Genomic DNA, 22,350 nt, shown 5'->3' with positions numbered 1-22,350 from the left:
TCCGCCTGATGACCCGGCTGATGACCGTGCCTGAAGACCCAGGCACGGCGAAGGCGCCGCCTCCCTGAGGGAGACGGCGCCCGCCCGCGTTGATCGGTTGACGTCGGCCGGTGTGGCGTCGGTCGGTGGTGTAGGTCAGTGCCGGCTGGTGGTCTCGCCGGACTCGATCTCGGCGACCGCCTCGTGACCGTGGCCGTCGTGCTGAGCGGCGATCAGCTCGGCCGGGGTGACCGGCGGGATGTTGTCCTTGTAGAAGAACCGGGCCCACTTGGCGCGACGACGCTCGCTCTTGGAGGCGGGACGGCGCACACCGTTGTGGTCGGTGCCCGAGTCGAGGGCGAGCGCGACGGGCGGCTCGCCGGTGACCAGGTGCCAGCGGGTGTACTCGTCGAGCGGTTCGTGACGCTCGTAGAACCTGCCGTCGGCGGTGCGCACGATCTCGCCGGTCTCGCGACCGTGCAGGACCTTCTCGCGGTCCGCGCGCTGCAGGGCGAGGCAGATGCGCTTGGTCACCCAGAAGGCCAGCAGCGGGCCCACGAAGAACAGGATCCGGAAGAACCAGGTGATGTCGTTGATCGAGAGGCTCAGGTGCGTCGCGATGATGTCGTTGCCGGCAGCGAACCACAGGACGCAGTACGCGGTGATCGCGGCGACACCGATGGCGGTGCGGGTGTCGGCGTTGCGCGGGCGCTCGAGCAGGTGGTGCTCGCGCTGGTCACCGGTGATCCACTGCTCGACGAACGGGTAGGCGCCCATCAGCACGTAGACCAGCGGCAGCAGCACCAGCGAGCCGAGCAGGATGCCGTAGGTGAACGTGAAGCCACCGAAGCTCACCTCGGTCCAGCCCGGCATCAGACGCAGCGCACCGTCGGCGAAGCCCATGTACCAGTCGGGCTGGGAGCCTGCGGTCACAGCCGTCGGGTCGTAGGGGCCGTAGTTCCAGATCGAGTTGATGCTGAACAGCGACGAGATCAGCGCGATGATGCCGAAGACGATGAAGAAGAAGCCACCGGCCTTCGCGGTGTAGACCGGCATCAGCCGGAAGCCGACGACGTTCTCGTTGGTGCGGCCGGGCCCGGGGTACTGGGTGTGCTTGTGCACCATGACCAGGATCAGGTGCGCCGCGAACAGCCCGACGATGATCGCCGGCAGCAGCAGGATGTGCACGCTGTAGAGGCGGGGGATGATCGCCTCGCCGGGGAAGGTGCCGCCGAACAGGAAGTACACGAAGTACGAGCCGATGACCGGGATCGTCAGCATGAAGCCCTGGGCGGCGCGCAGGCCGGTGCCCGAGAGCAGGTCGTCCGGCAGCGAGTAGCCGGCGAAGCCCTCGATCAGGGCGAGCATGGCGAGCATGGTGCCGATGAGCCAGTTGATCTCACGCGGCTTGCGGTAGGCGCCGGTGAAGAACACGCGGAACATGTGGCAGACGATGGCCACGACGAACAGCAGCGCGCCCCAGTGGTGGATCTGGCGGATCAGCAGGCCGCCACGCACGTCGAAGGAGATGTGCAGCGTCGAGGCGTAGGCCTCGGACATCTGGACACCCTTGAGCGGGATGTAGGAGCCGTTGTACTCGACGTGCCCGGCGCTCGGGACGAACCAGAAGGTCAGGAAGACTCCGGTGATCAAAGTGATGATCATCGAGTACATCGCGACCTCACCGAGCATGAAGCTCCAGTGGTCGGGGAAGACCTTGCTCATGATGTAGCGCGCGCCCTTGGCGAGGCCCGTGCGGTCGTCGACCCAGCCGGCGATCGCTCCGGCCTTGGTCGAGGATGAGCTGGTCGCTGCGCTGCGGGAGTCGCCCGCGCGCAGGCCGTCAGTGGTGCGAGTAGACATCAGCCACGCTCCCAGAAGCTCGGGCCGACGGCTTCGGCGAAGCCGTGCTCAGCGATGAGGTATCCCTCGGCGTCGACCGCGATCTTCAGCTGGGGGAGAGGACGGTGTGCCGGCCCGAAGATCACCTTGCAGTCGTCGGTCACGTCGAACGTGGACTGGTGGCAGGGGCACAGCAGGTGGTGCGTGGTCTGCTCGTAGAGGCCGACCGGGCAGCCGACGTGCGTGCAGATCTTGGAGTACGCGACGATGCCGTGGTAGCCCCAGTCGCGCTCCTTCTGCGACTTGATCTGGTCGGGGTGGAGGCGCATGAGCAGGACGGCGGCCTTGCCCTTCTCGTCCAGCGGGTGCTCGGAGTCCATGATGCCCTCGGGGAGCACATGGAACACCGAGCCGATGGTCACGTCGGACGCCTTGATCGGCGTCATCTCGGGGTCGCGCATGAGGCGCGGCGCCTTGCCGTTGGTCCAGTACTTGCTGTCCCAGAAGGTGGTGGACAGGTCGTCACCGGGCAGCGGCCCGAGGCCACCGACCAGCTGCACGATCGGCGGGATGGCGAACAGGCCGAGGGCTCCGGCCAGCGTCATCTTCAGGAGCGGACGACGGGACAGCTGCGCGGCGGCGTCCCCCTCGGCGAGCGCGCGGGCGAACGCCTGACGCTCCTCGGGGGTGCTGTGCAGCGGGTGCCGCTCCTCGACGACCTCCTGGTCGGGCATCAGCGTCTTGGCCCAGTGCACGGCACCCGCGCCGATGAAGAACGTCGAGATGGCGAGGGTCAGGCCGATCGCGAGGTGGCTGAGGTTGCCGTTCTCGATCGCGGGGATCCAGATCTGCTGGTGCGTGGGGATCACGAAGTAGGCGACCAGGCACGCCAGGCTGCCGAGGATCGACAGGATGAACATGCTCGCGACCTGGAGCTCCGCCCGCTTGGCGGCCTTCGGGTCGATGTCGGACATGCGCTCCACGTGGGGCGGCAGGCCGGGGTTCTGGAACTGTGCGGGGATCCCGCCCGTTCCTTGGATGTGTCCCTGGTCGAGCCGGACGGCCGTGGAGCCGTGCTCGTCGTTCATCGGGGTGTGTGCTCCGTCGGGAGTTCCGTGGGTGGTCATGTCAGGCGGCCTTCCGTCCGAGCCAGATGGCGGCGAGGATCATGAGCCCGATCCCGAAGGTCCAGGCGAACATGCCCTCGGGCACCGGGCCGATGTTGCCGAGCGCGTAGCCGCCAGGGTTCTCACCCTTGTCGACCTCCTGCAGGAAGGTGATGACGTCCTTCTTGTCGGTCGGGGAGAGGTTGGTGTCTTTGAACACCGGCATCGACTGCGGGCCGGTGAGCATGGCCTCGTAGATGTGCTTGCCCTCGACGCCACGCAGGCTCGGGGCGTACTTGCCGCGGGTCAGGGCGCCACCGGCACCGGACGCGTTGTGGCACATCGCGCAGTTCACGCGGTAGATCTCTCCGCCGCGGGCCGCGTCGCCGCCACCCTCGGTGTACTCGGTGGAGGGAACCGCCGGCCCGGGGGCCAGCGAGGCGATGTAGGCACCGACCTGGTTGATCTGCTGCTGGTCGAACAGGCGTGGCTCGCGGGGGGCCTGGACACCCGGACGGACCATCGGCATCCGGCCGGTGCCCATCTGGAAGTCGACCGAGGCCGCGCCGACGCCGGCGAGGGACGGCGCGAACTGGCCGCCCTGGGCGAGGACGCCGTGGCAGGAGGCGCAGTTGGCCAGGAAGATCGCCTTGCCGGCCTCCTCGTCGGTGGCCGCGGCCGCGGTCGAGGGAGCAGCGGTCGTGCGCGGGCTGGCGAAGGCGTAGGCGGTGCCCATCGTGAGCAGCGCGGCCAGCAGGAGCACGAACAGGGCGGCGGGGTGCCGACGCTTGGCGGCCAAGGTCTTCACGATGAGGTCCTGTCGTCGGAGGTGGACACGGGGCGGGGTGCCGAGAGGGGGCGCAGGGTCGTCACGCCAGTCATCACTTGAGCACGTAGATGATGAAGAACAGCGCGATCCACACCACGTCGACGAAGTGCCAGTAGTAGGAGACGACGACCGCCGTCGTGGCGTTGGCGTGGCTGTACTTGCGCGAGGTGAACGACCGGGCGATCACCAGCAGGAACGCGATCAGACCGCCGGTGACGTGCAGGGCGTGGAAGCCGGTGGTGATGTAGAACGCCGAGCCGTAGCCGTTGGAGGACATCGTGATGCCCTCGCTGCACAGCTTGGCGTACTCCCAGCACTGGCCGGCGACGAACACCGCACCGAACAGGTAGGTCAGCGTGTACCACTCGCGCATGCCCCAGCCCTTGATGTCGAGCAGACCGCCCACGCGCCCCGCCCGACCACGCTCGGCCTGCAGCACGCCGAGCTGGCACCAGACGGAGGAGATGACCAGGATCGCGGTGTTGACCGAGGCGAACAGGACCGCGTGCTTGTGCGTCTCCTCGGCCCACAGGTCCGGCCGCACGGCGCGGATCGTGAAGTACATCGCGAACAGACCCGCGAAGAACATCAACTCGCTGGAGAGCCACACGATCGTGCCCACCGAGACCATGTTGGGTCTCGTGGCAGGACCGTGGCCGGCATGGGGCGCTGGGGAGCTGTGATGCACAGCGGATGCGGTCGACACGCCGCTATCTTGCCCCAAAACTCGCAGTTGAGTCCCTGATAGTGGTGTAGCGCGGTCGCCGAGATCGTCACCGGCGTGTACGGAAGACGTGGGCGCGGCCACCGCGTGATCCTTCGAGTCAACCTTCTACCGAATCCTCGAGGACCATCACGATGACCGCTCCCCACATTGTTGACCCTGCACGTCTGCTGGGCGAAGCACTCGCCGAAGCCTCACCCGATCTGATGCGCGAGCTGTTGCAGACGATGATCAACGCCCTGCTGTGTGCCGATGCCGATGCGGTGGTCGGCGCCGAGTACGGCCGCCCCACGCCGGGACGGGTCGCGCAGCGCAACGGCTACCGCCACCGCGACCTGGACACCCGGGTCGGGACCATCGACGTCGCGATCCCCAAGCTGCGCAAGGGCACCTACTTCCCCGAGTGGCTCCTCGAGCGCCGCAAGCGTGCCGAGGCCGCTCTCATCACGGTCGTGGCCGACTGCTACCTGGCCGGGGTGTCCACGCGGCGGATGGACAAGCTGGTCAAGACCCTCGGGATCGACTCGCTGTCCAAGTCCCAGGTCTCGCGGATGGCCGCCGAGCTCGACGAGCACGTCGAGCAGTTCCGCCACCGGCCGTTGGACGCAGCGGGGCCGTTCACGTTCGTCGCCGCGGACGCGCTGACCATGAAGCTCCGCGAAGGTGGGCGGGTGATCAACGCCGCCGTGCTGCTGGCCACCGGCGTCAACGGCGACGGGCACCGCGAGGTCCTCGGCATGCGCGTGGCCACCGCTGAGACCGGCCCGGTGTGGAACGAGTTCTTCGCCGACCTGGTTGCCCGTGGCCTGACCGGGGTCCGGCTGGTCACCTCAGATGCCCATGCCGGCCTGGTCGAGGCGATCGCAGCCAACCTGCCCGGAGCCTCGTGGCAGCGATGCCGCACCCACTACGCAGCGAACCTCATGGGCGTGACACCCAAGAGCATGTGGCCCGCGGTCAAAGCGATGCTGCACTCGGTCTACGACCAGCCCGACCGTCCGGCGGTTCACGCACAGTTCGACCGGCTCCTGGACTACGTCGACGGCAAGCTGCCCGAGGTCCACGACCACCTCGACGGCGCCCGCGCCGACATCCTCGCCTTCACCGACTTCCCCAAAGACGTGTGGACCCAGATCTGGTCCAACAACCCCGCCGAACGACTCAACCGCGAGATCCGCCGCCGCACCGACGCCGTCGGCATCTTCCCCACCCGCGCCGCCATCATCCGCCTCGTCGGCGCCGTCCTGGCCGAGCAAACCGACGAATGGGCCGAGGGCCGCCGCTACCTCGGACTCGACCTCCTCGCCCGCTGCCGCGTCAACATCGTCCCCACCACCGAACCCGAGATCGGAGCTGATGACGTGCACGCACTGACCGCCTGACCCATCACGAAGGAGAACGCAGCGCTACACCACTACCCGGGACTTGACCAAACTCGCCCGACTGCCCAACGAGCCACGCTTATTGTCGGTGCGGCTTCGTCCCGGTGCCGCCGACCGTCGGCCCGCGGGGTGGTCGCGGGGTGGTCGCGGGGTGGTGCAGCGCGCCGCTCTGGCTAAGATCGAGACATGAGTCGAAGCACCGAAGCTCCCGCAGCCGACGCCTCCGTCGGCTCCCCAGCCGGCGTCCCGGCCGACGACACGGCCAGGGGCGACGCCGCAGCCGCCGGCGGGCGTGGCACCAGCTCGGGGCGCTCGCTCCGGGTGCTCCTCTACTCCGACGACAGCACTACCCGTGACAAGGTGCGCCTCGCCGTCGGGCGCCGTCCCGCACGGGACGTGTCCATCGAGTCGTGGTTCGAGTGCGCGACCGGTGAGATGGCGCTGCGCGCCGCCGAGCACGACGACTTCGACCTGCTGATCCTCGACGGCGAGGCCGGCAAGGTCGGCGGGATGGGACTGGCTCGCCAGCTCAAGAACGAGGTCTACGACTGCCCGCCGATCCTCGTCCTCACCGGACGCCCGCAGGACGCGTGGCTCGCGGCGTGGTCGATGGCCGACCTGGCTGTGCCCCACCCGCTCGACCCGGTCGTCCTGGCCGCGGCGGTGGCCGAGCTCGGTCGCCGCGGGGCGGTCGCGCCGGCCTGATGGGCGCCACCGAACCAACCTGGGGAGAGATCCACAGCGCTCTCATCTCCCGTGCGGACCTGTCGACCGAGCAGGCGTCGTGGGCCATGAACGAGATCTTCTCCGGCGCCGCGAGCCCGGCGCAGGTCGGTGGGTTCCTGATGGCCCTGCGGGTCAAGGGGGAGAGCGTCGACGAGGTCCGCGGTCTCGCGGACGTCATGCTCGACCACGCCCGACCGGTGGAGGTCGACGGCGACGTCCTCGACATCGTGGGCACCGGTGGCGACCGGGCCGGCACGGTCAACATCTCCACCATGTCCGTGCTGGTGGCCGCGGGCGCCGGGGTGCCGGTGGTCAAGCACGGCAACCGGGCGGCCTCGTCCAAGTCCGGCACCGCGGACGTGCTCGAAGCCCTCGGCCTCAACCTCACGTTGACCCCTCAGCGGGTCGCCGAGGTGGCCCGTGAGGCGGGCATCAGCTTCTGCTTCGCCCAGACCTTCCACCCGTCCATGGCGCACGCCGCTGCCCCACGGCGTGAGCTCGGGGTGGGCACGATCTTCAACTTCCTCGGCCCGCTGACGAACCCCGCCCGCCCGGCCTACTCGGCCGTCGGCTGTGCTGACCTGCGGATGGCGCCGCTGATGGCTGGAGTCTTCGCCGCCCGGGGCACGACGGCGGCGGTGTTCCGGGGCGACGACGGGCTCGACGAGGTGACCGTGTCGACGACCACGCACGTGTGGTGGGTGCGCGACGGGGTGGTGACCGAGTACCTGCTGGACCCGCGCGACCTGGGCCTGGAGCTGCACGACCTGGAGACGCTGCGCGGGGGCGACCCGCAGCACAACGCCGGGGTGGTCCGCGAGCTGCTGGCCGGAGAGCACGGCCCGGTGCGTGACGCCGTGGTGCTCAACGCCGGGATCGCCCTGGCCCTCACCGACCCCTCGGCCACGGCGGATCGACTCACCGAGGCCGTGCGAGCCGGCATGGACCGGGCCGAGCAGAGCCTGGACAGCGGGGCTGCGGCGGCGGTGCTGGATCGTTGGGTCGCCGCGTCGGTGGCCTGACCGTCGGAAGCCTGACCCCCGGCGGGACGACCTCGTCAGATATCTCGGCTCAGGACTCGTCGATCCGGGACTCGTCGGTCAGGACTCGTCGAGGCCCAGGCTGAACGCAGCCTCGAGGTCGTGCTTGGAGTAGGACCGGAACGCGATGTGCGTCGAGGTGCCGAGCACCCCGTCGACCTTGTTGAGCTGGTCGGCGATGACGTCGGCGAAGTCCTCGTGGCGGCGCACCCGCACCATGGCGATCAGGTCCACGTCGCCGGTGACGGAGTAGACCTCGGTGACACCGTCGAGATCGGCGACCGCCTCGGCCACCTCGGGGATACGGTCGACATCAGCATTGATGAGCACAATCGCGGAGATCACCACCTCAGCCTAGTGGGCTCAGCCGGCCAGCGCGTTGCGGAGCTCGGCGCGGGCGCGGCCGGCGCCGTTGGCCGGTGAGACCCAGCGACCGTCGAGCTCGACCAGTCGCACGCCGTCGGTCTCGAGCCACGCGAGGATCTTGTCGGTCTCCTCCGCGGTGGCCGCGGTGCGCGGGGCCGGCGGCGGCTCCACGTGCTCGGCGCTGGCGATCAGGCCGGCGACGTGCGGCATCGGGTCGGCGCCGCGCGGGGTGATCGTCGAGCCGGCGAGCCGGCCGTGGCGGACGACGATGATCTCCCACCCCCGAGCACGGCCCGGCGTGCGGCCACGAGCTCGCGCGTCTCGGCGAGCGGCGTGTGCCGCTGGGCCCGCGCCGCGCCGCGCACCAGCGCGAGCAGCCGGTCGCGCACCTGGGCGGCGTCCTCGTAGCGCGCGTCCGCGGCCAGCACCCGCATCCGCTCGCGCAACCCGCCGACCACCGTCGTGCAGTCGCCGGCGAGCATGCCGAGCGCCTGGTCGGCGATGGCGGCGTAGGCCTCTGGCGTGACCGCGCCGGTGCACGGCGCGAGGCAGCGGCCGAGCTCGGCGAGCACGCAGGCGGTGCCCGTGGGCCGCACGGGTAGCCGCCCGGTGCACTGCCGCAGGGGGACGGCCTCGTGCAGCGCGGCCACCGCGTCGACGGCAGCGGCCTTGGACGTGAACGGCCCGGCGTAGGCCGCTCCGTCGGGGCGCACCTCCCGGACGATCGACAGCCGCGGGTAGGGCTCTACGGTGAGCTTGACCCACTGGACGCGCGCCGGGAAGCGGGACCGACGGTTGAACCGCGGCTGGTGCTCGGCGATGAGCCGCAGCTCGCGCACCTCGGCCTCGAGCACCGTGGTGCACTCGACGACCGTCACGGACTCGGCCAGCCCGACCATCTGGGACATGCGCGTGCGTTGCTCGGACGCCGTGAAGTACTGCCGGACGCGGGTGCGGACGTTGCGGGAGGTGCCGACGTAGAGCACGCGTCCCTGCCCGTCCTTGAACAGGTAGACCCCGGGGCCGGCGGGCAGCCCGTCGGCGAGGTGGCGCTTGCGACGCTGGGTGGTCGTCACCCGCGAGGTGTAGGCGGTCAGCTCGTCAAGCGTGTGGACGCCGAGGTTGCCGACCCGGGCCAGCAGCCCGTGCAGGACGTCGACCGTCGCCCGGGCGTCGTGCAGCGCCCGGTGATCGGGCTGGGTGGTGGCGCCGAAGACGCGCGCCAGGCTGGCCAGCTTGTGGTTGGGGGACTCGTCGCGGGTGACGAGCTGGCGCGCCAGGTGGACGGTGTCGACCACGGCGAACCCCGGCCAGGCGATGCCGAGGCCGGCGGCAGCGGCCTTGAGGAAGCCCACGTCGAAACGGGCGTTGTGCGCGACCAGGACGCTGCCGCGCGCGAACTCCAGGAAGGCCGGCAGGGCGGCCGCGATGCGCGGCGCGTCGACGACCATCTGGTTGGTGATGCCCGTGAGGACGGTGATGAATGCGGGGATCGGGGTGGTGGGCCGCACCAGGGTCTGGAACTCGCCCAGCACCTCACCGCCGCGCACCTTCACGGCACCGATCTCGGTGATGTCGCAGTCGCTCGGACTGCCGCCGGTGGTCTCGAGGTCCACCACGACGAAGGTGACCTCGGCGAGCGTGGGCCCGAGGTCCTCGAAGCTCGCCTGCACCGCGGTGCGCTGGGCCGGCTGGGCGAGATCTGTGACGTCCTGCATGGCCAGGACACTAGGGACGGGGTCTGACACACCCCCCTGGGCCACTGCCCGCGACCGACCCCTGTCGCCCGAGGGCGGGAGGTATGTCAGTACCCACCTCTACCGTCAAGGACAGGACCAAACGAAAGGAGCACGTCATGCTCGTCGAGTGCAGTCGCTGTCCGGCGCAGGACCAGGGGTGCGAGGGATGCCTCGTCACTGCGCTGTTCGAAGGGGTCCCGCTCCCGCTGGACGCCAAGGAGCGCGCGGGCGTCGGCGCCTTCCTGCAGGCCGGTCTCGTGTCGCGCAGCGAGGCCGAGACGCTGGTGGCGCGCCGGGACGCGGTCCCGCTCAGTCGTCGAGCGGTCGGCTAGCCGGTCCGCCCTAGCATGGGGCGGGTGACCCGAGGCGATGACATCGATGCCACCGCTGCCGCCGATGGGACTATGGCCACCGACGGCAACGATGCCGGTGGGGCCCCCGGGTCGTCGGCTGCTGCGGACCGGCGCTCGCTGTGGCGCGGATTCGTCGTCGCTGTGGTCGCGGTGCTGGTGCTGACGCTGGGTGTCGGGCTGCTGGCCGAGCTGGTGCGCCCGGGCGCCGACCCCAGACCGGCAGGCTCCGCCGGCGCTGCTGCTCCGTCGCCGGCGCCGACGACCTCCAACCCCTCGACGGACGCGCTGGCCAGCCAGGTGCAGCGGGTCCTCGATCGGCGCGCGGCAGCCCTCGCCGCAGGGGATCTCGCCGGTTGGCTGACCCCGCTGGACCCGGCTGCCACTGAGTTCGTGGGCCGTCAGCGCGAGGCGTTCGCGGTGCTGCGCGAGCTCGACGTGCGGACCGTGCGCTGGACCGTGGCTCGCGTCCTGGCGCAGACGGCGGCAGGGCTGTCGCGGGTCGAGGTGGCGGGGGAGTGGACCGTGCCGGGTGTGGATCCCGCGCCGGCTCCCTTCGTCACGGTGTTCACGGTCCGCTCGGCCAGCTCAGCCCCCTCATCGTGGCCGTCGACCGGCTCTACCGCTACCTCGACCACCATCTCGTCCACCATCTCGTCCACCCCGGTGCTGGTCGACGACGACGACCCCGGGACCACGCGGCAGGCGTTCGACCTGACCGGTGCGCAGGTCGTGCGGCACGGACGGGCGATCGTGCTGGGGACGGCGCCGTCGGACCGACTCGAGTTCTACGCGCGGGCTGCCGACGAGGGCCTGGGTGAGGTGAGCCGGGTGTGGACCCCGGTCCCCACCCGCGTGCTCGTCCTGGCCCCGGCGACCGGGGCCGAGCTCAGGACGCTGTCCGGGCGCGTGCCGGCGTCGGGCGACCAGGTCGCGGCCGTGACCTACGGCTCCGTCGCCCAGGGGCGGACCGCCCGAGGGGACCGGGTCATCCTCAACCCGACCGCCTGGGACCGGCTCTCGGCGGCCGGCCGAGAGATCGTGGTGACCCACGAGCTGACGCACGTGTCGGTGCGCGCCTCGACGACGCACGCCCCGCCGCTGTGGGTGAGCGAGGGGTTCGCGACCTGGGTGGCCTACCGAGCGCATCCTGTGGACGAGGGGCGCACCGCCGGCCCCGCGGTCGAGCACGCGCGCTCCGGCGAGCCGCAGCAGCTCCCGGCGGAAGGTGCCTTCTCGTCCGGTGACGTGGACCTGGCCTATGCCCAGGCGTGGACGGCGTGCCGCTACCTCGCCGACCGGTCCGGACCGGCGGCGTTGGTCGACCTGTCGCGCCGGGTGGGCGCGGGTGAGAGCCTGGCCGCCGCCCTGCATGCCAGCACCGGGCTGACCGAGCAGGCGCTCGTGACGGGCTGGTCGCGCAGCCTTCAGTCGTCGGACTCCAGCGGCCCGCCGTAGAGGTCGTCGATGACGGCCTTCTGGTCCTTGAGCACCGCGTGCCGCTTCACCTTGAAGGACGGCGTCAGGTAGCCGTTGGCCTCGGTGAAGTCGGTGTCGAGCACGACGAACTTGCGGATCGACTCGGCCCTCGACACCGCCTCGTTGGCGAAGTCGACGGCGTCCTGGAGCGCCTTCTGGACGGTCTCGTCGTCCTTGGCCTCGGCGAACGAGCAGGTGACGCCGTGGTTGGCCGACCACGTCGGCCACATCTCCTCGTCGAGGGTCACGAGCGCGCCGATGAACGGGCGGTGGTCGCCGACCACGAGGCACTGCGACACGAGGGCGCTGGCGCGCAACCGGTCCTCGAGGACGGCCGGAGCGACGTTCTTGCCGCCGGCGGTGACGATGAGCTCCTTCTTGCGGCCGGTGATCGAGATGTAGCCGTCCTCGTCCAGCGCTCCGATGTCGCCGGTGTGGAACCAGCCGTCGCTGAGGGCCTCGCGGGTCGCCTCGTCGTTGCCCCAGTAGCCGCGGAACACGTTGATGCCCTGGACCAGGATCTCGCCGTCGTCGGCGATCTTCACGCCGACGCCCGGCAGCGGCAGACCGACGGTGCCGATCTTGATCAGCTCGGGGGTGTTGACCGACAGCGGCGCCGTCGTCTCGGTGAGCCCGTAGCCCTCGAGCACCAGCATCCCGACCCCGCGATAGAAGTGGCCGAGCCGGGCGCCGAGCGGTGCACCGCCGGACACGACGTACTTCACCTGGCCACCGAGCGCGGCGCGCAGCTTGGAGTAGACGAGCCGGTCGTAGAGCGCGTGCGTGAGGCGCAGCTTCAGCGGCGGCGTGGCTCCCGTCGCGGTGGTCCGGCTGTGGCTGATCGCGACCCGCGCTGCTGCGTTGAAGATCTTCCCGCGCCCGCCGGAGGCGGCCTTGGCCTCGGTGAGGTTGTAGACCTTCTCGAGCACCCGGGGGACGGCCAGCAGGAAGGTCGGCTGGAAGCCTTCCAGATCGGACATGAGGTTCTTGACGTCGGGCGCATGGCCGATGCGCACCCCGGCGTCGAAGGCGACGACCTCGATCAGCCGGGCGAAGACGTGCGCGAGCGGCAGGAACAGCAGCGTCGCCGACCCGTCGGCCACCACGTCGGTGAGTCGATCGATGACGTTGGCCGACAGCAGCAGGAAGTTGCCGTGAGTGATCTCACAGCCCTTGGGGCGGCCGGTGGTGCCCGAGGTGTAGATCAGGGTGGCCAGGTCGTCGAGGGTCGGCACCGCGCGACGCTCGTCGAGATCCGCGGCGCTGACGGCCTCGCCGGCGGTGCGCAGATCGTCCAGGCCGTCCCCGTCGATGGTCCAGACGTGCTCGAGGTGGGGCAGCCGGTCGCGGATGCCGGCCACCGTGTCGGCGTGCCTCGTCGTCTCGGTGAACAGGGCGCGCGCGCCGGAGTCGTCGAGGATCCACGCGATCTGGTCGGCGGAGCTCGTCTCGTAGATCGGCACGCCCACACCGCCGGCTGCCCAGATGGCGAAGTCGAGCACGGTCCACTCGTAGCATGTGCGGCTGAGCAGGCCGATCCGGTCGCCGACCTCGAGTCCCGAGGCGATCAGCCCCTTGGCCACCGCGCTGACGTCGGCGGCGAACTCGCTCGCCGTCACGTCCTCCCACTGGGCGGGCCCGTCGTCGGACCCGGGGACCCGCCGACCGAAGGCGACCAGGTCCGGGTGCCGAGCGGCGTTGCGGAACGGCAGGTCGCCGAGGTTGGGGGACGAGGGCTGCGCGACGAGGATCGGGGTGGCGAACTCGGTCAGGGTGGTCGGCATGACAGGCCTTCGGTAGCGAGACGACGGTGTGGGGCTCCGGAGCGATGGACCGAAGGGTAGCCTGAGCCCATGGCTGAGAGCACCTCCTCGAGCATCGTGATCAATGCCTCACCCGGCGACGTCCTGGACGTCATCGCGGACTTCGCGGCGTACCCGGAATGGGCCAAGGAGGTCAAGGAGGTGAAGGTCCTCGCCGAGGACGGCGACGGCTGGGCCGACCAGGTCGAGTTCACCCTGGCGTCCGGCGCGCTCAAGGACACCTACGTCCTGGACTACGAGTGGGACGTCGTCGAGGACGGCACCGGTCGGGTCAGCTGGAGCCTCGTCTCGGCCCAGGTCCTGAAGGCGATGGACGGGTCCTACACGATCGCCCAGGACGGCGACCGCACCAAGGTCACCTACGACCTGGCCGTAGACCTCGTGATCCCGATGCTCGGTGCCCTCAAGCGCAAGGCGGAGAAGCAGATCGTGAGCACCGCGCTCGCCGGCCTGAAGTCCCGTGTCGAACGCTGACCAGGGGCCGGCCCACGGATCGGCCGATGACACCGAGCACGGCACGGCCCGCGAGTCCGACCCGGTCGGCGAGCAGGCCGCGCAGCTGACCGCGGCACTGCGCGAGGCGCTCGGCCCGCGACGGGCCAAGTCGGCCGCCCACGCGTTCGCCGCCGGCCGGTCGGCCGCCGGTGCGGCTGCCGGCCGGGCGGCAAGCACCGCTGCCGGTCACGGCACGGGCCGTGCGCAGGACCACGCGAAGGGCCGAGCGGAGGACCACGCGCGGGACCACGAGGCGCACGACCCCTCGCACGAGCGGTGCGCCCGTGACGGCGGGACCGACGCGTGCCAGGTGTGCCCGATCTGCCGGGCCATCCGCATCGCCACGGCAGTGAGCCCCGACGCGATCGACCAGGTCGCCGACCTGGTGACCATGGGGGCGGACCTGCTGCGCGGGCTGGCCGAGCAGGGCCGGGCCCGACGCGCGGGTGCGACAGCCCCCGAGCGGCAGCCCGATCCCGACCAGCACCAGCACCAGCACCAGCACCACCACGAGCAGCACCCGGGCGAGCCGTCGCAGGCGCCAGAGGCCACCCCGGAAGCGAAACCTGCGAAAACGCGCGCACCGGCGAAGAATCAGGCACGTCGATCTACGAAGGAGTCAACGTGAGCCTGAACATCGGACTGGACATCGGGGGCACCAAGATCGCGGGTGCTGTCGTCGACGAGCACGGCCACGTGGTCGCCCGCGGGCGGCGCAGCACCGACCGGGGTGCCGAGGCCGTGGCGTCGACCTGTGCGGACCTGGTGCGGGAGCTCGCCGTCCACCGCCAGATCGCCGGCGTGGGGATGGCGGTGGCGGGCTTCGTCGACGCGACCGGGTCCCACGTCAGCTACGGCACCAACCTCGGCCTGCAGGACGAGCCGATGAAGCTGCGGATGGAGTCGCTCATCGACTACCCCGTGGTGCTCGACAACGACGCCAACGCGGCGGCCTGGGGCGAGTACCGCTTCGGCGCCGGCCAGGGCTACGACCACATCCTCGCCATCACGGTCGGCACGGGCATCGGCGGCGGCATCATCATCGGTCGCCGGATGCTGCGCGGCGCCTACGGCTTCGCGGCCGAGATCGGCCACATCCGGATGGTCAAGAACGGCCCGCAGTGCGGCTGCGGCAACAAGGGCTGCTGGGAGATGTACGCGAGCGGCAACGCGCTGCTGCGGGCCGGCAGGGCGCTGGTCGCCTCCGGGACACCGCACGCGGCGAAGCTTCGCGCGACCTGCGACGACGACCCCGCCAAGCTCAAGGGCAAGTCGATCACCGCGCTGGCCAAGGAGGGTGACCCCGCCTGCCGTGAGCTGCTCGAGGACCTCGGCAGCTGGGTCGGGGTCGGCGCGGCCTCGATGGTGGCCGTGCTCGACCCGGAGGTCATCGTCGTCGGTGGCGGCGTGGTCGAGGCCGGTGACCTGCTGCTGGACTCGGCGCGGCGCTCGTTCCGTCGCAACCTCACCGCCCGCGGCCACCGGCCGGAGGCGCAGTTCATCCCCGCCACGCTCGGCAACGACGCCGGCATGATCGGTGCCGCCGCGCTCGCGGCCGAGCTGCTGCAGGCGGTCGACGCGGTCGTGCCCGGTGCGGCCGGCTCCACCCCCGCCACGAGCACCGCGTTTAGCACCGCCAACAAGGCCACCACGAGCACCACCAAGAAGACCGCCCAGAGCACGCCGACCCAGGCCACCGCACCGAGCGGCCGCGGCCGACGGTCCACCCAAGGAGATGCATGACCAGCACCCTGTCCATCGGGGTAGACATCGGCGGCACGAAGGTGGCTGGAGGCGTGCTCGACGAGCACGGCTCCATCCTCGCGCGGGCGCGGCGGCACACGCCGCACCGCAGCACCTCACCGGCCGTGGTCGAGGACACGCTCGTCGAGGTGATCGACGACCTGCGCCATCAGCTGGGTGCTGATGCGGAGCGGGTCGTGGCGGTGGGGATCGGCGCCGCCGGCTTCGTGTCGGCCGACCGTGCGACCGTGCTCTTCGCGCCACACCTGTCCTGGCGCAACGAGCCGCTGCGCGACCGGTTGAGCGACCGGGTCAACCTGCCGATCTTCGTCGACAACGACGCGAACGCGGCGGCCTGGGCCGAGTGGCGCTTCGGCTCCGGCATCGGCGAGAGCCACCTGATGATGGTCAACCTCGGCACCGGCATCGGCGGCGCCATCGTCCGCGACGGTCAGATCGATCGTGGCCGCTTCGGCATCGCGGGGGAGTTCGGCCACATGAAGGTGGTGCCCGGCGGGCACCGCTGCGAGTGCGGCAACCGCGGCTGCTGGGAGCAGTACGCCTCCGGCAACGCGCTCGTGCGCGAGGCCCGTGGCCTGATCGCCGCGCGCTCGCCCGTGGCCAGCGACCTGATCGCCCGCCTCGAGGGCGACGAGAACAACCTGACCGGACCGCTCATCACCGAGGCCGCCCAGCAGGGCGACCAGGCGTGCATCGAGCTGCTCGGCGAGATCGGCACCTGGCTCGGGCGGGGGCTCGCCAATCTCGCTGCGGCTCTGGATCCCGGTCGGTTCGTCATCGGCGGCGGGGTGTCCGCGGCGGGGGAGCTGCTGCTCGGCCCGGCGCGCGAGACCTTCAAGCGCGACCTGACCGGCCGTGGCTACCGGCCCGAGCCCGACATCGTCGTGGCGTCCTTCCGCAACGACGCCGGTGTGATCGGTGCCGCCGACCTGGCGCGCGTCGACGCCGGGGTGCCGGTCGACTGACGTGCCGGTCGCCCGGTTGCGGGTCGCGTCCTACAACCTGCGCGACTTCCTCGACGACGAAGCAGCGGCCCGGCGCGTGGTGCGCGCCATCGCCCCCGACGTGCTGCTGCTTCAGGAGGTGCCCCGCCGGCTCGGGTCGGGTCGCCGCGTCGCGCGGTTCGCTGCCGGGGTGGGCCTGGTCTGGCCCGGTCACCATCGTGGCAGCGGCGGCACGACGGTGCTGCTGTCGCCGCGCGTCCAGCTGCGGCACGCCGAGCACCTGCGGCTGCCGGTGCGGCCGTTCGCGCGCACCCGCGGTTTCGCGATCGTCCAGCTCGCGCTCGACGGGGTAGAGCTCGTGGCGGCGTCCGTGCACCTGTCGCTGCGCGGCGACGAGCGGGTCCGGCACGCCCGCGCGATCCTCGACCGCTTGGGGGCCGACGCCGCGGCGGCCGAGCTGCCGATCCTCGTCGCGGGCGACCTCAACGAGGGGTCAGACGGGCCGGCCTGGGGGTTGATCGCGGGCCGGCTGCACGTGCTCACCGGATCGGCGCCCACCTATCCCGTCGACGCCCCGGTGCACCGGCTTGACGTCATCTGGGGCGACCGGCACGTCGACGTGGTCGCCGAGGGCTCGATCGACCAGCTGGTCGCCGACGGGCTGGCTCGGCGCGACGTCGTGTCGGCCACCGACCATCTGCCCGTGTGGAGCGACGTCGAGGTGCGGACGGGTTAGCCTTGGTGCGCCCAGTCCTGCTCGTTCGTCGACCGGCGTGGCCAGCCCTGACCAGCTGCTCGCGGCGGCTCACGAACCCACGAGGAACCCACGAGGAGCATGCCGTGCCCGAGGCTCCACAGGACCCGCGCAAGGACGCCGACGAGAGTCGGCCGGACTCCCAGCCGGACTCGCCCGCCAGCTCCCAGGCCGACTCGCACGACGACTCGCACGCAGACACCGACTTCGACGCGGCGTTCGCCGAGATCGTGGCGCGCTGGAACGAGCCGGGCGCGGCGACCGACGCCCGCCTTGCTGAGGCCCCCGAGGCCTCTGGGACCAGTGGGGCTGCAGCAACTGGTGGGGCGGCAGCAACTGGTGGTGCTGCCGAGACCAGTGGGACACCCGAGACCCCTGGGGCTGCCGAGACTGCTGGGGCTGGGGAAGCCCCCACGCCTGCGCCGATCAAGCCGCCGCCGAACGCGCTACCGGGCCAGCAAGGCCCGAACCTCCAAACCCCGAACCTCCACGACCCCAACCCCCAAGGCCCCGACCACCAGCGCCCCAACAGGCAGGGCCCGCCCCCGATCTACCAGCCTCGCACCCACGACGGACTGACGATGGGGAGCTCGTGGCGGTCCTACGAGCTGGCCCCGGAGAGCGACGAGGACGCCGACGACTGGGAGCCGCCGGCGCCGCGACGGCTGCCGGGGCTGGTGGCCGACCCGACCTTCTGGGCCATCCTGGTCGGGCTGGTGGGCGGCCCGCTGCTGCTCCTCGTGCTGGCCGTCGTGGGCACCGACGGGCGCCGCTGGCTGCTCTACCTAGGGTGGGCGCTCGCGATCGCGGGCCTCGGACTGCTCTTCTGGCGGCTGCCGAGCTCGCGCCCGGACGAGACCGACGACGGCGCGCGTCTGTAACACCCGCTAGAGTCCGTCCGAACACTTCGAGGAGGACTGCGTGCTCTACTGGCTGCTCAAGACGCTGGCCCTGGGGCCGGTCCTCAAGGTGCTCTTCAGGCCGTGGGTGGAGGGACTCGAGAACGTCCCCGCCAAGGGTGGCGCGATCCTCGCGAGCAACCACCTTTCCTTCTCCGACTCGATCTTCCTGCCGCTGGTGCTGCCGCGGCGGATCACCTTCCCGGCCAAGATGGAGTACTTCACCGGCACGGGTATCAAGGGTCGGCTCACGGCCGGCTTCTTCAAGGGCGTGGGTCAGATCCCGATCGACCGGTCCGGCGGCAAGGCGTCGATGGCGGCGCTCAACGCGGGGCTGAAGGTGCTGCGCGAGGGCGAGCTGTTCGGGATCTACCCCGAGGGGACCCGCTCGCCGGACGGGCGGCTCTACCGCGGCAAGACCGGGGTGGCGCGCCTCGCGCTCGAGGCGGGCGTGCCGGTGCTGCCGGTCGCCATGATCGGCACCGACAAGGCCCAGCCGACCGGCACCATCGTCCCGAAGATCATGCGCATCGGGATCCGGATCGGCGAGCCGCTGGACTTCTCGCGGTACGAAGGGATGGAGGAGGACCGGTTCGTCCTGCGCGCCATCACCGACGAGGTGATGTACGAGCTGATGGAGCTGTCCGGCCAGGAGTACGTCGACGAGTACGCCTCCTCGCGCAAGCAGCGCCTGGTCGACCAGGCCCGCACCCGCGCCGACGAGGCGGCCGCTCGCGCCAAGGTCATCTCGGAGGAGACGACCACGCGGGCCCGCCAGCTGCAGGAAGACGCGACGGCCCGCGCCAAGGTGATCTCGGAGGAGGCCACCACCCGCGCCCGCCAGCTGCAGGAGGAGGCCACCACCCGTGCCCGGCACCTGCAGGAGGAGGCCGTGGCCACGGTCCGGCGCTCCGGCGGGCGGGCCGAGACACACCCCGATGCGCCCGCCGAGGACGAGGTAGAGCTCGCCGCTCCCGCCGAGCCGCACGAGCCGGCCGAGTCGCTCGAGCCGCACGACACCGCCGAGCCGCACGAACCGCACGAGGCCGGTCGGGACGAGCGGGGCACAGCGAGGTGAGCAGAGCGGCCACGGCGGCCGGCGCGGCGGACCGGGGGCGGGGGTCGGCGCTGGAGTTCGCGCTGGACCGCGGGGTCGACACCTATCGCGTCCTGTCGTGGCTGTATGCGGTCGTCATGGTGTGGCACCGGCTCGGCGACTTCCACCGGCCGCTGGTCGCGCTCGCCGTGGTGCTCGTGCTCGGGCTGTGGACCGTGTTCGTGCTGCTGTTGCGGCGCCGCACCTGGCCCCTGCTCGCGGTAGAGCTCGCGCTCGCCTGTGCGGGCATCCTGCTGACCCGGGTCGCCGACAGCCCGGAGAACATCGCGGCCGGGGCCACCACGCTGCCGGCCACCTGGGCCGCCTCGCCGGTCATGGGCTGCGCGGTGCTCGGCGGGTGGCGCGGCGGTCTCGCTGCGGCGCTCGTCGTGGGCGCCGCCGACATCCTGGAGGTCGGGGCACCGACCGAGGGCACGGTCTACAACCTGGTGCTGCTGCTGCTCATCGGTGGCTGCCTCGGGTGGTGCGTGGACGTCGCCCGTCGTGGCCAGCGCGCGCTGGACGAGGCGATGCGCGTCCGCGCCGAGATCGCCGAGCGGGACCGGCTCGCCCGCAGCATCCACGACGGCGTCCTGCAGAACCTCGCCTTCATCCACCGCCGTGGCCAGCAGCTCGGTGGCCCGAGCGCCGACCTCGCCGACCTGGCGGCCGAGTCCGAGCGCGAGCTGCGCGACCTGGTGCAGGGGCGGCGCGGAGCGGGCCAGGGTCGGTCGGCGACCCTGGGAGCCGGTGCCGGCACGCCCGAGTCATCGGCACCGGCATCGCCGGCAGCCGGGGCCGCCGGAGCAGCCGCGGTGGGCACCGGCGACGCCGACCTCGGCCGGTTGCTCGCGGCCTCGGGGTCGGCCCGCGTCTCGGTCGCCGCGCCCGCCCAGCCGGTGCTGCTCGAGGCCGGACGGGCGCAGGAGCTGGCGCTGGCCGTGCGGGCGGCCCTGGACAACGTGACCAAGCACGCCGGTCCGGACGCGAAGGCCTGGGTGCTGATCGAGGACCTCGGCACCGACGTGACCGTCACTGTGCGCGACGACGGGGTCGGCTGCACCCCGCAGCGGCTCGCCGAGGCCAAGGACGCCGGCCGGCTCGGGGTCAGTCAGAGCATCTGTGGACGGGTCGCCGACCTCGGCGGCACCGCGAACGTCCGCTCCACGCCCGGTCGGGGCACTACGGTGGTGCTGACGGTGCCGCTGGTGGCACCGCCCCAGCGCGAGGAGAGGCCGTGAGCAGGACGACAGAGCCGAGCAGCGCAGGCGCCGCGCCGAGCGGGCGTGGGTCCGCCGAGCAGGTGCGCGTCCTCGTCGCCGACGACCACCCGATGTGGCGGGACGCCGTCGCGCGCGACCTCGAGGACGCCGGGTTCGACGTCGTGGGCATCGCCGACGACGGCCCGTCGGCCGTCCGCCGCACCATCGCCACCCGGCCGGACGTCCTCGTCCTCGACCTGAACCTGCCCGGTCTACGCGGTGACGAGGTGTGCGTCGCGCTCGCCGAGGCCGCCCTGCCGACCCGGGTGCTGATCCTGTCGGCGAGCGCCGAGCAGCAGGACGTGCTGGAGGCGGTGAAGTCGGGCGCCTCGGGATACCTGGTGAAGTCCGCCGCCCGCGAGGAGTTTATCGACGCGGTCCACGCGACCGCCGCCGGCAAGGCCGTCTTCACCCCCGGACTCGCCGGCCTGGTGCTGGGGGAGTTCCGCCGCCTCGCCGCCTCGCCCAGCGCCCCCACGAGCGATCCCGCGCTGCAGCTCACGCCCCGCGAGACCGAGGTGCTGCTGCTGGTGGCGACCGGCCTGTCCTACAAGGAGATCGCGACCGAGCTGTTCATCTCCCACCGCACTGTCCAGAACCACGTCCAGTCGACGCTGAACAAGCTGCAGCTGCACAACCGGGTGCAGCTGGTGCGCTACGCGCTGGCCCACGGGCTGGACGCCCCGCAGCCGCCGCAGGGCTGACTTCACCCACGCTCGCTGGGTGCCACCCGGCAGGCGGCATCAGCCGTCAGCGGCCCCAGTCGTCAGCGGGCGCGGGGGGTCGCGGCGCGCAGGGCGGTGAGGACGCGCGCATCGATGCCGCCGGGCACGAGCCGCGTCTCGAGGTTCTCCATCCCGGCCCACGCGCCGAGCGCGAGGTCGACGACGGCCGGGTCGGGCCGGTCCGGGTGCAGCGCGGGCTCGGCCGACACCTCGTGGCCGAGCGCCCGCAACCGGGCCGCCACCTCCGTGAGCAGCTCCCCGGTCAGCGGCTGCACGCCCTCGGGCCGGCCGAAGTACAGCTCGGACAGGTCCACCAGGCGCGCCAGCTCGGGCACCGGGTCGGTGTGGTCGTCGACGCGCAGGTCCGCGAGCACCCCGCTCTCGTCGTAGCCCGACCCCTCCTCGTGCGCCAGCACGGCCGCGCTCTGCCGCCCGCGCCGATCACCGCCGGCGCGGTCGCCGGCCAGCAGGGCCGCCATCAGCCGGCGCACGAAGGCCGCTCCGGCCGCACCCGGCTCCTCGTCCCACCCTGCCTCCGGCTCTGCGTCCGACCCCGACTCCGCGGCGGCCGCGCAGAAGGCCGCCTCGACCGCAGCCACCACCTGGGGCCCGGCCAGCACATTCCCCTGGATCGCGTAGACCGCCCCATCCGCGGCGACGCCCGTCACCCCTCCGGCCCACGGGTAGCACCCCGCCCCGGTGTGCGACGCCGCCGCGCCACCACCAGTACCAGCGCCGCCATCATCACCAGCACCCAGCGCCACGACCCCCACCTGCCGGTCGTCGGCACCCGGGTCGGCGGCCAGGACCTTGGCGAGCGCCTGGTGCACGGGGACACCCTGGGCGAGCAGGGCGAGCAGGTCGGGCTTGAACGAGACCTTCGCGGCGGCCTGGGTGGCGACCGCGCCGAACGGTCCGACGGCGGGGACGGTGTTGCTCACCGCCAGGAACTTCGAGGCGACGGCGACGCCGCAGCGGGGACCGAGGGCGGCCACGATGGAGAAGGTCATGGCCCAGTATGGGCTG

The 22,350-nt window shown here is 71.7% G+C and carries 23 protein-coding genes; 14 read left to right on the top strand and 9 right to left on the bottom strand.

Annotated features, from left to right (window positions below; genetic code table 11):
• Positions 1–135: 135 nt before the first annotated feature.
• The 4 genes from qcrB to ctaE all read right to left on the bottom strand — a co-directional run bounded on the left by qcrB (position 136) and on the right by ctaE (position 4,462).
• On the bottom strand, positions 136–1,842 hold the full coding sequence (gene qcrB / locus MM440_RS13055; RefSeq protein ID WP_241444784.1) for a cytochrome bc1 complex cytochrome b subunit: 1,707 nt from the start codon (positions 1,840–1,842) through the stop codon (positions 136–138).
• On the bottom strand, positions 1,842–2,948 hold the full coding sequence (qcrA, locus tag MM440_RS13050; RefSeq protein WP_241444782.1) for a cytochrome bc1 complex Rieske iron-sulfur subunit: 1,107 nt from the start codon (positions 2,946–2,948) through the stop codon (positions 1,842–1,844). The genes qcrB and qcrA overlap by 1 nt, the downstream gene beginning before the upstream one ends.
• Position 2,949: 1 nt before the next feature.
• A complete protein-coding gene (qcrC, locus tag MM440_RS13045) occupies positions 2,950–3,735 on the bottom strand; it encodes a cytochrome bc1 complex diheme cytochrome c subunit (RefSeq protein ID WP_241444780.1) in 786 nt (261 codons plus the stop codon).
• A 73-nt stretch (positions 3,736–3,808) separates the two neighbouring features.
• The gene (gene ctaE, locus MM440_RS13040) at positions 3,809–4,462 is read right to left on the bottom strand and encodes an aa3-type cytochrome oxidase subunit III (protein ID WP_431308205.1); all 654 of its coding nucleotides are present in this window, start codon (positions 4,460–4,462) and stop codon (positions 3,809–3,811) included.
• 152 nt (positions 4,463–4,614) lie between these two features.
• Between ctaE and MM440_RS13035 the strand changes: the two genes are divergently transcribed.
• From MM440_RS13035 to trpD, 3 genes are all read left to right on the top strand, one after another.
• The gene (locus MM440_RS13035) at positions 4,615–5,862 is read left to right on the top strand and encodes an IS256 family transposase (RefSeq protein WP_241443653.1); all 1,248 of its coding nucleotides are present in this window, start codon (positions 4,615–4,617) and stop codon (positions 5,860–5,862) included.
• A gap of 186 nt (positions 5,863–6,048) precedes the next feature.
• Positions 6,049–6,567, top strand: coding sequence for a response regulator transcription factor (locus MM440_RS13030; RefSeq protein ID WP_241444776.1), 519 nt, complete (start codon positions 6,049–6,051; stop codon positions 6,565–6,567).
• A complete protein-coding gene (trpD, locus tag MM440_RS13025; protein ID WP_241444774.1) occupies positions 6,567–7,610 on the top strand; it encodes an anthranilate phosphoribosyltransferase in 1,044 nt (347 codons plus the stop codon). The genes MM440_RS13030 and trpD overlap by 1 nt, the downstream gene beginning before the upstream one ends.
• 78 nt (positions 7,611–7,688) lie before the next feature.
• Here trpD and MM440_RS13020 read toward each other — a convergent pair whose 3' ends face one another.
• Genes MM440_RS13020 through MM440_RS13015 form a run of 3 tightly spaced genes read right to left on the bottom strand, consistent with a single transcriptional unit; the run spans position 7,689 to position 9,712 of the window.
• Positions 7,689–7,973: an Lrp/AsnC family transcriptional regulator gene (locus MM440_RS13020; protein ID WP_241444773.1), complete on the bottom strand. Its 285-nt coding sequence runs from the start codon at positions 7,971–7,973 to the stop codon at positions 7,689–7,691.
• Between the two features lie 18 nt (positions 7,974–7,991).
• Positions 7,992–8,204 (bottom strand): hypothetical protein, encoded by a 213-nt coding sequence (locus MM440_RS17635; RefSeq protein WP_420914164.1) that lies wholly within the window; start codon positions 8,202–8,204, stop codon positions 7,992–7,994.
• Positions 8,183–9,712, bottom strand: a complete 1,530-nt coding sequence (locus MM440_RS13015) for a DEDD exonuclease domain-containing protein (RefSeq protein ID WP_420914163.1) — start codon at positions 9,710–9,712, stop codon at positions 8,183–8,185. Before MM440_RS13015 ends, MM440_RS17635 begins: the two co-directional genes overlap by 22 nt.
• Positions 9,713–9,849: 137 nt before the next feature.
• On the opposite strand from MM440_RS13015, the gene MM440_RS13010 reads away from it, so the two are divergent.
• Positions 9,850–10,065 (top strand): hypothetical protein, encoded by a 216-nt coding sequence (locus MM440_RS13010; protein WP_241444772.1) that lies wholly within the window; start codon positions 9,850–9,852, stop codon positions 10,063–10,065.
• 24 nt (positions 10,066–10,089) lie between these two features.
• On the top strand, positions 10,090–11,541 hold the full coding sequence (locus MM440_RS13005) for a gluzincin family metallopeptidase (protein ID WP_241444771.1): 1,452 nt from the start codon (positions 10,090–10,092) through the stop codon (positions 11,539–11,541).
• Here MM440_RS13005 and MM440_RS13000 read toward each other — a convergent pair.
• Positions 11,511–13,346, bottom strand: coding sequence for an AMP-dependent synthetase/ligase (locus tag MM440_RS13000; RefSeq protein WP_241444770.1), 1,836 nt, complete (start codon positions 13,344–13,346; stop codon positions 11,511–11,513). The genes MM440_RS13005 and MM440_RS13000 overlap by 31 nt on opposite strands.
• 69 nt (positions 13,347–13,415) lie before the next feature.
• Here MM440_RS13000 and MM440_RS12995 point away from each other — a divergent pair, with 69 nt between their 5' ends.
• The 9 genes from MM440_RS12995 to MM440_RS12955 all read left to right on the top strand — a co-directional run bounded on the left by MM440_RS12995 (position 13,416) and on the right by MM440_RS12955 (position 21,303).
• Entirely contained in the window at positions 13,416–13,859 is a 444-nt protein-coding gene (locus tag MM440_RS12995; RefSeq protein WP_241444769.1) for an SRPBCC family protein, read from the top strand.
• Entirely contained in the window at positions 13,846–14,508 is a 663-nt protein-coding gene (locus MM440_RS12990; protein ID WP_241444768.1) for a hypothetical protein, read from the top strand. Before MM440_RS12995 ends, MM440_RS12990 begins: the two co-directional genes overlap by 14 nt.
• Entirely contained in the window at positions 14,505–15,623 is a 1,119-nt protein-coding gene (locus MM440_RS12985) for an ROK family glucokinase (RefSeq protein ID WP_241444767.1), read from the top strand. Before MM440_RS12990 ends, MM440_RS12985 begins: the two co-directional genes overlap by 4 nt.
• Positions 15,620–16,609 (top strand): ROK family glucokinase, encoded by a 990-nt coding sequence (locus MM440_RS12980; RefSeq protein WP_241444765.1) that lies wholly within the window; start codon positions 15,620–15,622, stop codon positions 16,607–16,609. The genes MM440_RS12985 and MM440_RS12980 overlap by 4 nt, the downstream gene beginning before the upstream one ends.
• Position 16,610: 1 nt before the next feature.
• On the top strand, positions 16,611–17,324 hold the full coding sequence (locus MM440_RS12975) for an endonuclease/exonuclease/phosphatase family protein (RefSeq protein WP_241444764.1): 714 nt from the start codon (positions 16,611–16,613) through the stop codon (positions 17,322–17,324).
• 104 nt (positions 17,325–17,428) lie between these two features.
• Entirely contained in the window at positions 17,429–18,223 is a 795-nt protein-coding gene (locus tag MM440_RS12970) for a hypothetical protein (RefSeq protein ID WP_241444763.1), read from the top strand.
• 40 nt (positions 18,224–18,263) lie between these two features.
• Complete coding sequence (locus tag MM440_RS12965; protein WP_241444762.1) at positions 18,264–19,319, top strand: 1-acyl-sn-glycerol-3-phosphate acyltransferase; 1,056 nt, start codon at positions 18,264–18,266, stop codon at positions 19,317–19,319.
• A complete protein-coding gene (macS, locus tag MM440_RS12960; RefSeq protein WP_241444761.1) occupies positions 19,316–20,578 on the top strand; it encodes a MacS family sensor histidine kinase in 1,263 nt (420 codons plus the stop codon). The genes MM440_RS12965 and macS overlap by 4 nt, the downstream gene beginning before the upstream one ends.
• Positions 20,575–21,303, top strand: coding sequence for a response regulator (locus MM440_RS12955; RefSeq protein WP_479370978.1), 729 nt, complete (start codon positions 20,575–20,577; stop codon positions 21,301–21,303). Before macS ends, MM440_RS12955 begins: the two co-directional genes overlap by 4 nt.
• Before the next feature lie 62 nt (positions 21,304–21,365).
• On the opposite strand, the gene MM440_RS12950 is transcribed toward MM440_RS12955, so the two are convergent.
• Positions 21,366–22,334, bottom strand: a complete 969-nt coding sequence (locus MM440_RS12950) for a DUF1028 domain-containing protein (protein ID WP_241444760.1) — start codon at positions 22,332–22,334, stop codon at positions 21,366–21,368.
• Positions 22,335–22,350: the final 16 nt, after the last annotated feature.

Source organism: Arsenicicoccus piscis, from assembly GCF_022568835.1.
GTDB classification, from domain to species: domain Bacteria; phylum Actinomycetota; class Actinomycetes; order Actinomycetales; family Dermatophilaceae; genus Arsenicicoccus; species Arsenicicoccus piscis.
This window is presented reverse-complemented; position numbering and strand designations above follow the sequence as displayed.